General features: G+C 65.5%; 15 protein-coding genes. 4 read left to right on the top strand and 11 right to left on the bottom strand.

Going from position 1 to position 13,916, the window contains the following annotated elements; genetic code table 11:
- Positions 1 to 2: 2 nt before the first annotated feature.
- Both JF542_RS03920 and metF read right to left on the bottom strand, forming a co-directional pair.
- On the bottom strand, positions 3 to 518 hold the full coding sequence (locus JF542_RS03920) for a hypothetical protein (protein ID WP_207074812.1): 516 nt from the start codon (positions 516 to 518) through the stop codon (positions 3 to 5).
- Between the two features lie 147 nt (positions 519 to 665).
- Positions 666 to 1,532: a methylenetetrahydrofolate reductase [NAD(P)H] gene (metF, locus tag JF542_RS03915; protein WP_007800706.1), complete on the bottom strand. Its 867-nt coding sequence runs from the start codon at positions 1,530 to 1,532 to the stop codon at positions 666 to 668.
- Between the two features lie 94 nt (positions 1,533 to 1,626).
- Between metF and JF542_RS03910 the strand changes: the two genes are divergently transcribed.
- The gene (locus JF542_RS03910; protein ID WP_207074811.1) at positions 1,627 to 2,532 is read left to right on the top strand and encodes a LysR family transcriptional regulator; all 906 of its coding nucleotides are present in this window, start codon (positions 1,627 to 1,629) and stop codon (positions 2,530 to 2,532) included.
- Positions 2,533 to 2,593: 61 nt separating this feature from the next.
- On the opposite strand, the gene JF542_RS03905 is transcribed toward JF542_RS03910, so the two are convergent.
- Entirely contained in the window at positions 2,594 to 2,800 is a 207-nt protein-coding gene (locus JF542_RS03905; protein ID WP_007800702.1) for a cold-shock protein, read from the bottom strand.
- A 229-nt stretch (positions 2,801 to 3,029) separates the two neighbouring features.
- Between JF542_RS03905 and JF542_RS03900 the strand changes: the two genes are divergently transcribed.
- Complete coding sequence (locus tag JF542_RS03900; RefSeq protein WP_207074810.1) at positions 3,030 to 3,350, top strand: ArsC/Spx/MgsR family protein; 321 nt, start codon at positions 3,030 to 3,032, stop codon at positions 3,348 to 3,350.
- A 3-nt stretch (positions 3,351 to 3,353) separates the two neighbouring features.
- On the opposite strand, the gene JF542_RS03895 is transcribed toward JF542_RS03900, so the two are convergent.
- From JF542_RS03895 to thrS, 5 genes are all read right to left on the bottom strand, one after another.
- Positions 3,354 to 3,926, bottom strand: coding sequence for a DoxX family membrane protein (locus tag JF542_RS03895; RefSeq protein ID WP_207074809.1), 573 nt, complete (start codon positions 3,924 to 3,926; stop codon positions 3,354 to 3,356).
- Entirely contained in the window at positions 3,923 to 4,654 is a 732-nt protein-coding gene (locus JF542_RS03890) for an HvfC/BufC N-terminal domain-containing protein (protein WP_207074808.1), read from the bottom strand. The genes JF542_RS03895 and JF542_RS03890 overlap by 4 nt, the downstream gene beginning before the upstream one ends.
- Positions 4,651 to 5,502 carry an MNIO family bufferin maturase gene (bufB, locus tag JF542_RS03885; protein ID WP_207074807.1) on the bottom strand — a complete coding sequence of 284 codons (852 nt, stop codon included), beginning with the start codon at positions 5,500 to 5,502 and terminating at the stop codon, positions 4,651 to 4,653. The genes JF542_RS03890 and bufB overlap by 4 nt, the downstream gene beginning before the upstream one ends.
- Before the next feature lie 63 nt (positions 5,503 to 5,565).
- A complete protein-coding gene (locus JF542_RS03880) occupies positions 5,566 to 5,871 on the bottom strand; it encodes a BufA1 family periplasmic bufferin-type metallophore (protein ID WP_040545480.1) in 306 nt (101 codons plus the stop codon).
- 329 nt (positions 5,872 to 6,200) lie between these two features.
- On the bottom strand, positions 6,201 to 8,150 hold the full coding sequence (gene thrS / locus JF542_RS03875) for a threonine--tRNA ligase (protein WP_207074806.1): 1,950 nt from the start codon (positions 8,148 to 8,150) through the stop codon (positions 6,201 to 6,203).
- A gap of 262 nt (positions 8,151 to 8,412) precedes the next feature.
- Here thrS and JF542_RS03870 point away from each other — a divergent pair, with 262 nt between their 5' ends.
- Positions 8,413 to 8,742, top strand: a complete 330-nt coding sequence (locus tag JF542_RS03870; protein ID WP_207074805.1) for a hypothetical protein — start codon at positions 8,413 to 8,415, stop codon at positions 8,740 to 8,742.
- Positions 8,743 to 8,749: 7 nt separating this feature from the next.
- On the opposite strand, the gene JF542_RS03865 is transcribed toward JF542_RS03870, so the two are convergent.
- Complete coding sequence (locus tag JF542_RS03865) at positions 8,750 to 9,442, bottom strand: M48 family metalloprotease (protein ID WP_007800687.1); 693 nt, start codon at positions 9,440 to 9,442, stop codon at positions 8,750 to 8,752.
- Between the two features lie 288 nt (positions 9,443 to 9,730).
- Positions 9,731 to 12,454 (bottom strand): DNA gyrase subunit A, encoded by a 2,724-nt coding sequence (gene gyrA / locus JF542_RS03860; protein WP_224886231.1) that lies wholly within the window; start codon positions 12,452 to 12,454, stop codon positions 9,731 to 9,733.
- 230 nt (positions 12,455 to 12,684) lie between these two features.
- Between gyrA and JF542_RS03855 the strand changes: the two genes are divergently transcribed.
- Positions 12,685 to 12,954: an usg protein gene (locus tag JF542_RS03855; RefSeq protein WP_007800683.1), complete on the top strand. Its 270-nt coding sequence runs from the start codon at positions 12,685 to 12,687 to the stop codon at positions 12,952 to 12,954.
- A 334-nt stretch (positions 12,955 to 13,288) separates the two neighbouring features.
- On the opposite strand, the gene JF542_RS03850 is transcribed toward JF542_RS03855, so the two are convergent.
- A complete protein-coding gene (locus JF542_RS03850; protein ID WP_007800680.1) occupies positions 13,289 to 13,843 on the bottom strand; it encodes a lipid-binding SYLF domain-containing protein in 555 nt (184 codons plus the stop codon).
- Positions 13,844 to 13,916: the final 73 nt, after the last annotated feature.

Genomic DNA, 13,916 nt, shown 5'->3' with positions numbered 1-13,916 from the left:
CATCAGACCCCGCGCTGGCGGCGCAACATTGGCAGCGATTGCGACAGGAGCTGCACGAAATCGCCGTCGCGGTCGTCGGGATCGACGCGCTTCGGCCAGAGGCAAAGGACCAGCCCGACCCACCAGCTGATTCCGAGCAGCATGAACGGGATCGAGGCGGACAGGATCGCGATTTGGCGGGTGAGATCCTCGGACAGGCCGAGCGCCATCACCAGCCCCATGCACGGGACGATGAAGAGCAGCGGCAACAGCGCGTTGCCAAGCAACACAGGAAGCAGGTCGATGACCGCCCCCGGTCGCGAGAATCGTTGTGACAGCCAGTGGGGCAGCAGCGTTGGCCGCGTGAGAACCGCGGCGGCGGCGATGGCGACGAGGGAAATGACAATGGGAATGATGACATGCCGCCCGGCCGCAACCTGCGACGGCACGCTGACAAAAAAGCCCAGCGTCGCGATCCCGGCATAAACGCCGGCGGTCCGGTGGGCGAGTCGATAGAAATTCGAGAAAAATACACGCATTGGAAACACACTCCGTTGATACGGTGTGTGGTCTAACTTCTCAAATTGGCACGATTACGGCAGGTTGCCGGCAACATGCGGAACTGTTGCCGGCGACGATCATCTTTCCGCCGTCATGACCCGTCAGCCACGCCCGTCCAGGGCGTCTCAGGCGACGTGCTCGAGCTTGGTCTCGGGCGTGACGCCGAGCGCGAAGCAGACATCGCGGGTCAGCTCGGGGCGATTGAGCGTGTAGAAATGCAGCTTGTCGACCCCGCCGTCGAGCAGCTCCGAGCAGAGCTCGGTGCAGATCGAGGTGGCGAGCAGATCCTGACGGCCGTCGCGCTCGGCCTTCTCGAAGGCCTCGATCACCCAGGCGGGGATCTTGGTGCCGCAGGACTCGGCGAAGCGGCGCGCACCTTTCCAGTTCTCGATCGGCAGGATGCCCGGCACGATCGGCTTGTCGATGCCGGCTTTCTCGCAGGCATCGCGGAAGCGGAAGAAGGTCTCGGCCTCGAAGAAGAACTGGGTCAGCGCCTCGGAGGCACCGGCATCGAGCTTGCGCTTGAGCCAGTCCACGTCGGCCTGACCCGAGGCAGCCTCGGGATGGATGTCGGGGTAGGCGCCGACGCGGATGTTGAAATCGCCCGCCTCGCGCAGCGCCTCGATCAGCTCGACCGAGCTGGAAAAGCCATCCTCGTGCGGCGTGAAGCCGGTGGCGCCCTTCGGCGGGTCGCCGCGCAGGGCGACGATGTCGCTGACACCTGCGGCATTGAACTGCTCGGCGATGGCCAGCGTCTCGGACTTGGTGGCGTCGACGCAGGTCAGGTGCGCCGCGACCTTCAGGCCGGAATGCTTGTGCAGCGTGGCGACCACGTCGCGGGTCAGCTCACGGGTGGTGCCGCCGGCACCATAGGTGACCGAGACGAAGCGCGGGTCCAGCGGGGCCAGCGATTGAACCGTGTCCCACAGGCGGAAGGTCGCCTCGATGTTGCGGGGCGGAAAGAACTCGAATGAGATGTCGGGGCGTTGCATTGCCGGGATCCTCTTTTGTTGCGAGGCTTGTCGCACATACCGCAATGTGAGACAAACTCATAAATCTCAAGAACAACATGAGTGAAACGATAGGATGCACATTGAGTTCCGTCATCTCCGCACGATCAAGGCGGTGCATGAGGCGGGCAGTCTGGCCCGCGCGGCCGACCAGCTGAACATCACGCAATCGGCTTTGAGCCACCAGATCAAGGGCTTGGAAGAACAGGCCGGGATCGAGCTTTTCGTGCGGCGGTCAAAGCCGATGCGGCTGTCGGCGGCGGGCATGCGGCTGTTGCGGCTGGCCGAGCAGGTCCTGCCGCAGGTCGAGGCCGCGCAGGCCGAGTTCGCGGGGCTCAGGGCAGGGCGCTCGGGCCGGCTTCATATCGCCATCGAGTGTCACGCCTGTTTCGAATGGCTGTTCCCGGTGCTCGAGGCGTTTCGCAAGAGCTGGCCGGATGTCGATGTCGACATCCGGCCGGGCCTCGCCTTCGACGCGCTGCCGGCGTTGCAGAAGGAGGATGTGGATGTGGTGATCTCCTCCGACCCGGAGGCTCTCCCCGACGTCACTTTCACGCCGCTCTTCGATTACAGCCCGGTCTTCGTGGCCGCGGCGTCGCACCCGCTGGCGGAAAAGCCCTTCATCGATGCGACGGATTTCCGCGGTGAGACGCTGATCACCTACCCGGTGGACCGGGCGCGGCTCGATATCTTCTCGCAACTTCTGAGCCCGGCCAAGGTCGAACCCGCCGTGATTCGTCAGGTTGAACTGACGGCGGTGATTCTCCTTCTGGTGGCGTCGAACCGCGGTGTCTCGGTGCTGCCCGACTGGGTCGTGCGCGAGGTGAAATACAACTCGGATTATGTCACGCGCCCGCTCACCGAGCATGGGCTGACCCGCACGCTCTATGCCGCGACCCGGAGCGATGATCTCGAAAAGCCATACATGGCCGACCTGATCCGACTGGCCGGACAGGAGGCACACAAGCTTCAGACGCAGTAGCTCCGCGTTTCGGAAACGCACCCGGCCCGCATCAGGGCCGAGGCGATATTTTATAGAAAAATCAGAGGGGTTTGAGGTCCGACGCCATCATGCGGCCGTCGCGTCCTTCCTTGAGATCGTAGCTCACCTTCTGGTTGTCCGCGAGTCCCGTGAGACCGGACCGCTCGACCGCTGAAATATGAACAAAAACGTCTTTTCCGCCCTCTTCCGGCGCAATGAAGCCGTAGCCTTTTGTCGTGTTAAACCATTTCACGGTGCCACTCGGCATGTTCCCGTGCTCCTTCCAGTCGTCAAATGTTGTTGCCCGGCCTGGCCCGGGCGCCCCGTCACATCCGCCTTTCAGGCCGAAAGTCAGCTTATAATGCCGTGCTTTCGGTGCTGATCATCGAAGGTCACGAAACAAAGCGTTGCACAGGTCTGACAAAAATCAAGCGAAACGCTTCGCTCTCGCAGCGATCGGCGATAATTTCTCGCCGCAAGACGAAGGAGAAGGCGAGATGCGGATCTACGGGCTGAAAAATTGCGACACCTGCCGGAAGGCGATGAAGGCTTTGCCGCAGGCCGAGTTGGTCGATGTGCGGGCCGATGGCGTGCCCGACGAGGTGATGGTGGAGGCGCATTCGCGGTTTGGCGACAAGCTGCTGAACACGCGGTCGACCACGTGGCGCGGGCTCTCTGAGGACGAGCGTGCGACGCCGCCGCTTGCGCTGCTCGCGGCCCATCCGGCGCTGATGAAGCGCCCGCTGATCGTCGACGGTGATCAGATGTATCTGGGGTGGGACAAGGCCACGCAGGGCGCGCTCGGCCTGAGCGCCTGAGGGTCATGCTGGTTGGGGAGGTGGGGCAAGGCGGCGCGCAACCAACCGGTCGAGCGCCAGCCAGCCGCCGCCCTTCAGCACCAGCGTGATGAGGAGCAGCATCCAGAAGATCCGCTGGTCGAGGATCGGTGCGTCCGGGATGCGGTCGAACCACGCGCCCAGCGTTTCGGGATGCGCGATGCCGCCATGACCATAAAGGTCAGTGAGGCTCTGCATGGAGACGAAACCGATCATGCCAAGCGCAGCGAGCCGCGTGGCAAGCCCCAGCACGATCAGGAGCGGCAGCAGGAATTCCGCCCACGTCCCGGCCACGGTGACGGCCCAGTGCAGCACTCCAAGCTGGCTCGCGTCATAGCCCACCGCCTCGAACTGGCGCGGCCAGATCTGCGCATAGGCGCCTGTCGAAGGTCTCAGGAAACCGAGCAGGCCGTCGCCCAGCTTGGTACGTGCCGAGGCCCAGAAATAGCCTACCAGCGTTGCAGCAAAGGTCAGGCGGGCGAGGAGTGGCAGCAAACCTTCGGTCAGTGGCTCGAGGCGGCTCGTGGCGCGACGGTAGAGCGGGATCAGCCGGATCATGTCAGGATCTCCGTGATGGCGCCGTGACCCAGCAGCAGCGCGAGGCAGGGGGCGGGATCGAAGCCGGGTCCGCATTGGGTGACGGCGGCGGCGAGCGGCATGTTGGCCTGAAGCGCCGCGAGGAAGGCGTGGCCCTGCGGGGGCAGCACGTGCGGCTCCGGGTCGTAATCCGGGCGCAGAACGGCGATCTCCAGCGCGCCGCTCGTTGGGGCAGGGCCGAGGCCAAGCGCATAGGCGCGGATCTCGGCCACCGGCCAGCGGGATTTCACGATCTGGACGCTTGGCGCCAGCCGCAGACGGGCAAGGCCGAGCCTGTCCTCGGGGATCGAGAGCAGGGCGTCGGGGGCGACCGGCGTGGCATCGGCAGCGTGATAGGCGCGGCGCAGCGCCAGCTCGAGCCGGGCGACATCCGACAGGAAGGGCAGTCGACCGAGCCCGTCGAGCCCGTCGAGAAAGGCCGGGAAAGCGGCGCCCCAGTGGATCATCAGCGGGCTTGCCGGCGGGTGCTGGCGCAGGAAGCGCCCGGCGATGCGGCTCATGTTGTCCGCGCCAAGCAATGCCGCGCAGGCGGGAAAGCCGGTTATGAGCGCTTCGGTCAGCGAGACCGCGACATTGTTGCGATAGACCGCATAGCGCCGCCCGGCCGGGTGACCCGCCCCGTCGGTAAGCCCGTCGGGCACCGGGCGCGCGGGATCGAGCAGCGCGTGGTGGAAGGCCTGCTGGCTCATGCGGCGACCGCCAGCCGGGCCAGCGCCTCCTCGGCCCTGCGGGCCTCCTCGGCCAGCACAGGCCAGGCCGGAACATCGGTGTCCCATTCGATCAGCAGAGGTTTCGGCCCGGAGCGTACCAGCGTGTGACCCAGAAGCGCCCAGACCGGGTCGGCAACCTCGCGGCCGTGGCTGTCGATCAGCAGCGGCGCACCATGGTCGTCTTCGTCCTCGTCATGGCCGCCAAGATGGATCTCGCCGACCTGATCGAGCGCGAAGCCCTCGATATAGGCCTGCGGCGTGAAGCCGAGATTGGTCGCCGAGACGAAGACGTTGTTGACGTCGAGCAGGAGGCCGCACCCGGTCCGCCTTGCGATCTCGCGCAGGAAGTCGGGCTCGTCCCATGTGCTCTCGGAGAAGGCGAGATAGCTCGACGGGTTCTCGAGCAGCATCTGCCGGCCAAGCGTGTCCTGCACCTCGTCGACATGCGCGACGACGCGGTCAAGCGTGGCGTTCGTGTAGGGCAGCGGCAGCAGATCGTTGAGAAAGGCGCTGTCATGGGTCGACCAGGCGAGATGCTCGGAAAAGCTGGCCGGGTTCAGCCAGCCCACGAGGTGCTTCAGCCGGGCGAGGTGCTCGGCGTCAAGGCGGCCCTCGCCGCCGATCGACAGGCCGACCCCGTGCACCGAGATCGGAAAGCGCTCGGCCAGCGCGCGCAATTGCGCCAGCGGGCGGCCGCCATCGCCCATGTAGTTCTCGGCGTGGATCTCGAGCCAGCCGATCGGGCCGGCACCGGCGAGGATCTCGGCATAGTGCTGGGGCTTGTAGCCGACGCCGGGCGCGGCGGGCAGGGTGGTGAAGCTGTGCATGGGTCCCGTCCTTGTCCTGGGCCAGAGGTGCGGGGCGGGCAGGTGGCCCGCCCCGGCGCGGCCTCACATCTCGGGCAGGTCGCGGTCGAGCGCCTCGAGCGAGCCCATGCGCTCGGAGCCGTCGGCCATCGCCGGCAGCATGACTTCCATGCAGGTGCCCTCGTCGACGAGGCTCCACGCGTTGCCCTGGTAGTCGACCTTGGATGTGCCGGCGCAGGTGGTGCCGGGGCCGGCGGCGCAATCGTTCTGACCGGCCAGCGCCACACCGAAGCACTTCTCCTTCTCCTGCGCCGCGGCCTGGTGCGCGGTGAGGGTGACGGCGGTGGCGACGGCGCTGAGCAGGGCGGCGGTCTTGATGGTTTTCGACATGATCATTTTCCCTTGTTGGGTGTCCCGTTGGTGCCGGTCCGGGTGTCTCCCGGTGGCCTCTCAACAGTGCCGCGACATGCCGCCACGGCCCACTCACGGGCGCGTGGCTCACGTGTGTGTCAGGCGGCGTCAGCGCGCGGAGGATGTGTCACAAGACGTATCACTCTGGAATTTCGTGGTATTCCATTTGAGTGTTTCAGATGCCGTAACGGAAAGAGGGCCCGTGCTAGACCTTTGTTACAACGAAAGCGGCCCCCGCGATGATCGCGGGGGCCGTGCGTGAGATTTGTTACAGTTTTAACCAGGCCGCCCGGGGCCGGTCTGTCTGCTCAGCCGCGCAAATCCGGCGGCGTCGCCTCGACGCCCAGCTCCTGCGTGATTTCGGCCAGTGCCGCGACCTTGGTCTGCTTCTCGCCGAGGCGGCGCACGGTGACGGTGCGCTCCTCGACCTCGCGGTGGCCGACAGCGAGGATCACCGGCACCTTGCCGACCAAATGCTCGCGAACCTTGTAGTTGATCTTCTCGTTGCGGATGTCGGCCTCGGCGCGCACGCCTGCCGCTTTCAGTTCGGCCACGACCTCGTGCACGTAGTCATCGGCCTCCGAGGTGATCGAGGCCACCACCACCTGACGCGGGGCCAGCCAGAACGGCAGCTTGCCGGCGTGTTCCTCGATCAGGATACCGATGAAGCGCTCGAAGGAGCCAAGCACGGCGCGGTGCAGCATGACCGGACGATGTTTCTCGCCGTCCTGGCCGATATAGCTCGCATCGAGACGGTCGGGCAGGTTGGGGTCGACCTGCAGCGTGCCGCATTGCCATTCCCGCCCGATGGCGTCGGTCAGCGTGAACTCGAGCTTCGGGCCGTAGAAGGCGCCTTCGCCCTCCTGCAGCTCGAACCCGTAGCCAGCTGCCTTGCAGGCATCCCCGAGCGCCGCTTCGACGCGGTCCCAGCTCTCTTCCGAGCCGATGCGCTTCTCGGGGCGGGTCGAGAGCTTGATGGTCCAGTTGTGGAAGCCAAGATCGGCATAGATGCCGGCGAGGAACTCGATGAACTTCTTGGTCTCGGCCTCGATCTGGTCATCGGTGCAGAAGATATGCGCGTCGTCCTGGGTGAAACCGCGCACCCGCATGATGCCGTGCAGCGCGCCCGAGGGCTCGTAGCGGTTGCACGAGCCGAACTCGGCCATGCGCAGCGGCAGGTCGCGGTAGGACTTGAGGCCCGAGTTGAAGATCTGCACGTGGCACGGGCAGTTCATCGGCTTCAGCGCGTTGATGCTCTTCTCGCGGGCATGCTCTTCATCGACCTCGACGATGAACATGTTCTCTTGGTAGTTGTCCCAGTGGCCCGAGGCTTCCCAGAGCTTGCGGTCGACCACCTGCGGCGTGTTCACCTCGACATAGCCGTCGCGGTGCTGCTGGCGGCGCATGTAATCCTGCAGCGAGGTGTAGATGGTCCAGCCGTTCGGGTGCCAGAAGATCTGGCCCGGCGCCTCGGGCTGCAGGTGGAACAGGTCCATTTCGCGGCCGAGCTTGCGGTGGTCGCGCTTGGCGGCCTCCTCGAGGAAGTTGAGGTAGCCCTGCAGATCCTTACGGTTGCGGAAGGCCACGCCCTGGACGCGCTGGAGCATCGGGCGATTCACATCGCCGAACCAGTAGGCGCCCGAGACGCCCATCAGCTTGAACGAATCCGCCGGCAGCTGGCCGGTATGCTGCAGGTGCGGGCCTCGGCAGAGATCCTGCCACCCGCCATGCCAGTACATGCGGATCGGCGCGCCCTCGGGAATGCGGTCGACCAGCTCGACCTTGTAGGGCTCGCCATTCTCTTCATAGAAGGCGCGGGCGCGGTCGCGCTCCCAGATCTCCGTGGTGACCGGCTCGCGGGCGTTGATGATGTCCTTCATCTTGGCCTCGATCTGGCCGAGATCCTCCGGCGTGAAGGGCTCTGCGCGGTCGAAATCGTAGAACCAGCCATGCTCGGTGACCGGGCCGATGGTGACCTTGGTGTCGGGCCAGATCTCCTGCACGGCGCGCGCCATCACGTGGGCGAGGTCGTGGCGGATCAGCTCGAGCGCCGGGGCCTCGTCCTGCAGCGTGTTGATGGCGATCTGCGCGTCCTGCTCGATCGGCCACTGAAGATCCCAGTGCTGGCCGTTGACCATGGCGGAGATGGCCTTCTTCGAGAGCGATTTCGAGATCGACTCGGCGACCGCAGCGGGGGTTACGCCCTGCTCGTACTCGCGCTTGTTGCCATCGGGAAAGGTGAGAGAGATCTGGGCCATAGCGGCTCTCCTCGTCGGTTTGGCGCCCACGGAACGCCCGGTTGCGGGTTATGTTGCGCGGGTCTTTTGGCCGGGCGAGGAGGGGGTGTCAAGGACAGTCGGCCGCGCCTGCGCAGCTACGCCGGACTGTCGGTCCCGGATCTCTCGCCGTGACGGGGTGGGCACGGCCGAGCAGGGGGAACGTCTTTGTGATCGTGCGGATGCGTTCCTTCTCGGATAGGTGGTGCTAACCTGATCGCGTGGGATGACCATGGAGGACGCTATGACCGCAAAGAACTTCACCCCCATCCTCGCGCTCGCCTGCAGTCTTGGGGCTGCCGCTGCGGCCGCGCTTCCGACCGATGCAGCCACCACGGAGAGCCGCGCTGAAGCTGCGGCCCCCCTGACGACCGAGGCCCCGGTGCAGCTTGCCCTGACCTTCGGAGACCCGGTTCCGCTGACCCAAGGTGAAAAAGCCTCGATCCGCTTCCTGATGCCCGATGTCGATCCCGAGGCCTTCCCGCCCGAGACTTGGGGTGCGGTGCGGGGCGTCCTGCTGAGCAATGATTACGACTCCGAGAAGCGGCTCCAGTTGAAAGCCCTGCTTCCCTGACGGGTGATCAGCTCCGACCGACCGCCTCCCAGCGCGCCTCGAGCTTTTCCAGCGCGGCGATGCGCTCCTCGGTCTTCGGGTGCGACATCAGCCAGGCGGGCACGCCGCCGCGCGCGTTTGTCAGCGCCTCGAGCTTGGTGAAAAGCGTCTTCTGAGGCGCCACGCCGATGCCGGACTTGTGCAGCAGGGCCGCGGCATAGGCGTCGGCCTCGTACTCGTCGCCGCGCGACAGCCGCGCCGCCAGCAGCTTCATGGCCGCCGTGGCGAGATAGGGGCCGACGCCGGGCAGGAAGCGGCCCAGCACCATCGCCATGGCGGTGCGCAGCGCGTTCTGGCCCGAGAAATCGATCATCCGCCGCCGCGAATGCCCCAGCGCCACGTGGCCCAGCTCATGTGCGATCACCGAGGCCATCTCCTCGGCCGAGACCTCGCCGGCGCGATAGCGGTTGTAGAAGCCGCGGGTGATGAAGATGCGCCCGTCCGGCGCCGCGAGGCCGTTGACCGGTTCGATCTCGTAGATGTTGACCCGGATGCGCGGAAGCTCAAGCGCCGCCGCCATGCGATCGGTCAGCGCCTTCAGCCGCGGGTCGGCCAGCTCGGTCGACTTCGCGTCGAGCTCCTTCGTGGTGCGCCAGACTGACACCCGGTACATGGCGAGCGCGTAGAGAATGGCGAGCAGGATCGGGGTGAACTTCAGCATACCCCGAATATGGGGCCGCCCGGCGCCCCCTCCAAGAGCAAAATGGCCGCCTCCCGCGAGCGCGAGCCGGATCGCAAACCGCCCCGTCTTTTCTAAGTCCCTGATCCTCAGGAAAGGGCGCACGGCACCAATCCCCCGCCGGGGTTACAAACCGCTCACGACGAACAGACCCGCAAGCCGCCCCCGTACCACGCCCTGATCTTCTCTACGTTCCAAATACTCAAAAAAGAAACCTCCCGGCCAGAACCCCGGCCGGGAGGTCAGAAACCACGGCGATTGCCGGAAAGCTCAGCCTTCCCCGGCCTCGCCTTCGCCCTCGTCCTCATCGCCCTGATCGGCGATCCAGGCCACCGAGACCACGGTCTCGCCCTCGCGGGTGTTGAACACCTTCACGCCGCCGGCGCTGCGCGAGCGGAACGAGATGCCCTCGACCGGGACGCGGATCGACTGGCCGGTGGAGGTGGCGAGCATGATCTGGTCTTCCATCTCGACCGGGAAGGAGGCGACGATCTCGCCGCCGCGCATGGATTTCTCCCACGCGGTGACGCCCATGCCGCCGCGGCCGCGGATCGGGTAGTCATGGCTAGACGACAGTTTGCCAAGACCCTTCGCGGTGATCGTCAGCAGCAGGTTCTCCGCCGCCGACATCTCGGCATAGCGCTCGGCCGAGAGCAGGCTGTCGGCGTTGCCCTCGTCGTCATCCGAGGCCGCCTCGGCATCATCCGCAAGGCCGGCCATGGCGCGGCGCATCTTGAGATAGGAGGCGCGCTCATCCGACTCGGCCTCGAAGTGCCGGATCACCGACATCGACACGACCTCGTCGCCGTTTGCGAGCTTCACGCCGCGCACGCCGGTGGAGTTGCGCGAGTTGAACACCCGCACGTCCGGCACGGGGAAGCGGATGGCGCGGCCGGAATTGGTGACCAGCATCACGTCGTCGTCTTCCGAGCAGATCCGGGCGTTGATCAGGCGGGTCGCCTCGTCGTCGCCCTCGAACTTCATCGCGATCTTGCCGTTTCGCATGACGTTGGTGAAATCCGACAGCCGGTTGCGGCGCACCGAGCCCTTGGAGGTGGCGAAGACGATCTGCAGATCATCCCAGTCCTCTTCGGGGCGGTCGACCGGCATGATCGCTGCCACCGACACGCCCTGCGGGATCGGCAGGATGTTGACGATGGCCTTGCCCTTCGAGGTGCGTCCGCCCTGCGGCAGGCGCCAGCACTTGAGCTTGTAGACCATCCCCGCGGTGGTGAAGAACAGCAGCTGCGTGTGGGTGTTGGCCACGAAGAGCTGGGTGACGACGTCGTCTTCCTTGAGCCCGCCGCCCGACAGACCCTTGCCGCCGCGCTTCTGCGAGCGGTAGTCGGCCAGCGGCGTGCGCTTGATGTAGCCCGACTGCGTCACGGTGACGACCATGTCCGAGCGTTCGATCAGGTCCTCGTCGTCCATGTCGCCGGCCCAGTCGACGATCTCGGTGCGGCGCGGCACCGCGAACTGGTCGCGCACGGCGGTCATCTCGTTCGAGATGATCTCCATGATGCGTTCGCGCGAGCCGAGGATCTCGAGGTATTCCTTGATCTTGCCGGCCAGCTCCTCGAGCTCGTCGGTGACCTCCTTGACGCCAAGCTGGGTGAGGCGCTGCAGGCGCAGCTCGAGGATGGCGCGGGCCTGCGTTTCCGACAGGTTGTAGGTGCCGTCCTCGTTCATCTTGTGGGTCGGGTCGTCGATCAGCTGGATGTAGGGCGCGATCTCATGCGCCGGCCAGCGCCGGGTCATCAGCTTCTCGCGCGCCTCGGAGGCATCGACAGAGGCGCGGATGGTGGCCACCACCTCGTCGACATTGGCCACCGCCACGGCGAGACCACAGAGGATGTGGCTGCGCTCGCGGGCCTTGCGCAGCAGGTAGGCGGTGCGCCGCGCCACCACGTCCTCGCGGAAGTCGAGGAAGGCGGTGAGGAAAGTGCGCAGGGTGAGCTGCTCGGGCTTGCCGCCGTTCAGCGCCAGCATGTTGCAGCCGAAGCTGACCTGCATCGGTGTGAAGCGGTAGAGCTGGTTGAGCACCACCTCGGCGGTGGCGTCGCGCTTGAGCTCGATCACCACGCGCACGCCCGAGCGGTCGGATTCATCCTGCACGTGGGCGATGCCCTCGATCTTCTTGTCGCGCACCGATTCCGCGATGCGCTCGATCATCGTCGCCTTGTTCACCTGGTAGGGAATCTCGTCGATGACGATGGCATAGCGATCGCGCTTGATCTCCTCGATACGAGTCTTGGCACGGATGATCACCGAACCGCGGCCCTCGAGATAGGCCTTGCGAGCCCCGGACCGGCCGAGGATGACGCCGCCTGTGGGGAAATCCGGGGCGGGGATGTACTCGATCAGCTGCTCCGAGCTGAGATCGGGGTTCTCGATCAGCGCCAGCGTCGCGTCGATCACCTCGCCGAGGTTGTGCGGGGGGATGCGCGTGGCCATGCCGACCGCGATGCCCTCGGCGCCGTTGACCAGCACGTTGGGATAGCGGGCGGGCAGCACCACCGGCTCGTTGCGCTCGTTGGCGTAGTTCGGGACGAAATCGACCGTGTCCTTGTCGATATCCTCGAGCAGCGCCTCTGCAGTGCGCTCGAGCCGCGATTCCGTGTAACGGTATGCCGCGGGCGGGTCGCCATCCATGGAGCCGAAATTGCCCTGACCGTCGATCAGCGGCAGCGACATGGAGAAATCCTGCGCCATCCGGACCAGCGCGTCATAGACCGCCGAGTCGCCATGCGGGTGGTAGCGGCCCATGACGTCGCCCACGGCGGTGGCGCACTTGCGGTAGGGCTTGGACTTGGTCTGCCCGTTCTCCCAGAGCGTGTAGAGGATGCGTCGATGCACGGGCTTCAACCCGTCGCGCAGATCCGGGATCGCGCGGCTCACGATCACGCTCATGGCGTAATCGAGATAGCTCGACTTCATCTCGTCGATGATGGAGATCGCGGGGCCACCGTAGGAGGGGCGCTCGGGTCCGCTCATTTCCTCATCGTTTTCAGGGGGTTCCGGCGTGTCGGTCACGATGCTCGCCTGTCCGTTATTATGCTATATCTTGTGAGAGAGGCTTATATCAGATGCAGGATATGGGGCGCAATGGCGCCGGCGCGACAAATCTGGCAGCCACTGCAATGACCTGCTAACAAACTGTTTTAATTGAAAAAAGATGAGTGTCGCGGCACGCTTTAAACACGGAAAAAAGCCGAGGTAAAGCGATGCAGGAAACACCGACCGAACTGATGCTCAAGGGCTATGGCCTGACCACCGCGGAAATCTTCTACCGCATGCCCGATTACCGGAACGTTCTCAACACGTTCCTCTGGCAGGAGTACGATCTCGCCCCGGACCATCCGCGGCTCTTCAAGTTCGTCGAGTTCTGGCAGGACGAGATCGAGGGCCCGCTGCACTCGATCCGCTTCACCCACCGCAAGATGCTGTCCTCGGGCGAGTGGCGACAGGTGGTGGGTGAGTTCCATTACCACTGATGCAGCACGGCCTGGCTGAAGAGGGGAGGGGCGCTGCCCCTCTTCCACCGGCACGCCGGCGGAATTCACCCCGAGGTATTTGAAAACCGGACAAGAGGCGGGGGCTGCGTTTTCCGGTCACCCCTCGCCACGAGGGACGAGGGGCTTCTCCGGTTGCGGTCATCGGCGCCTCCGCCTGTACCGCCCGTCGGGAATAGCGCGTTAAGGTTAATCAACCCTTTCCAACGCCGGCGCTTCTTTGGTTCGAAAATACCTTCGGGGGGTGAATTCGCGCATGCGAAGAGGGGGGCAGACAGCCCCCCTTGCGCCCAGTGGTCCAGGAGCGATGCCGGGATCAGGGAATGATGCGGGTGTATTTCGTACCTTCGAGCGTCGCACCGAGGCGCAGCCCGGACTGGCCGAAGATCACCGCGATCACCGGCGAGAGCGAGGTCGTCGTCTCGGCCGCCAGCGTGTCGCCGCGTTCCGGGGTCGCGTACTCGACATTCGCCCCGGCGGCCCAGCCTGGCGAGCGGCGGAAGTTGTTGAGCGCGTCGTCGGTCATGAAGAACAGCACGTGGGCGTATTGCTGGGCGCCGATCTGCAGTCCGCCGGAGCCGCGCACCATCGAGTAGTAATCCACCGTGGCGCCGCCGACGCGCAATGCGCCGCGCCCGTAGGCGCCGCCGACGCCGAGCCCGGCCTCCGTCACCAGCGGCATCACCAGCATGCCGGCGGCCTTCTGGCCGAGGTCGATGGTGCCGGGGAACTGCGAGTACATCTGGCTCAGCGTGCTGTCCACGCGGGCGTCGATCGTGGCCGCGCCCGAGCCGCCAATGCCGTTGCCGCAGGCGGCGAGAAGCGGCAGCGCCGCCAGTCCGAGGGTGAAGCTGCGTCGGGTCATCATCATGTGTCTGCTGGTATCCTGTCTTGCCGATGCCTCTGGTCCGGCTGTCCCGCCGGTCTACTTGTCGAGGTTATAC

The organism is Salipiger bermudensis, assembly GCF_017309175.1.
GTDB classification, from domain to species: Bacteria; Pseudomonadota; Alphaproteobacteria; order Rhodobacterales; family Rhodobacteraceae; genus Salipiger; species Salipiger bermudensis.
This window is presented reverse-complemented; position numbering and strand designations above follow the sequence as displayed.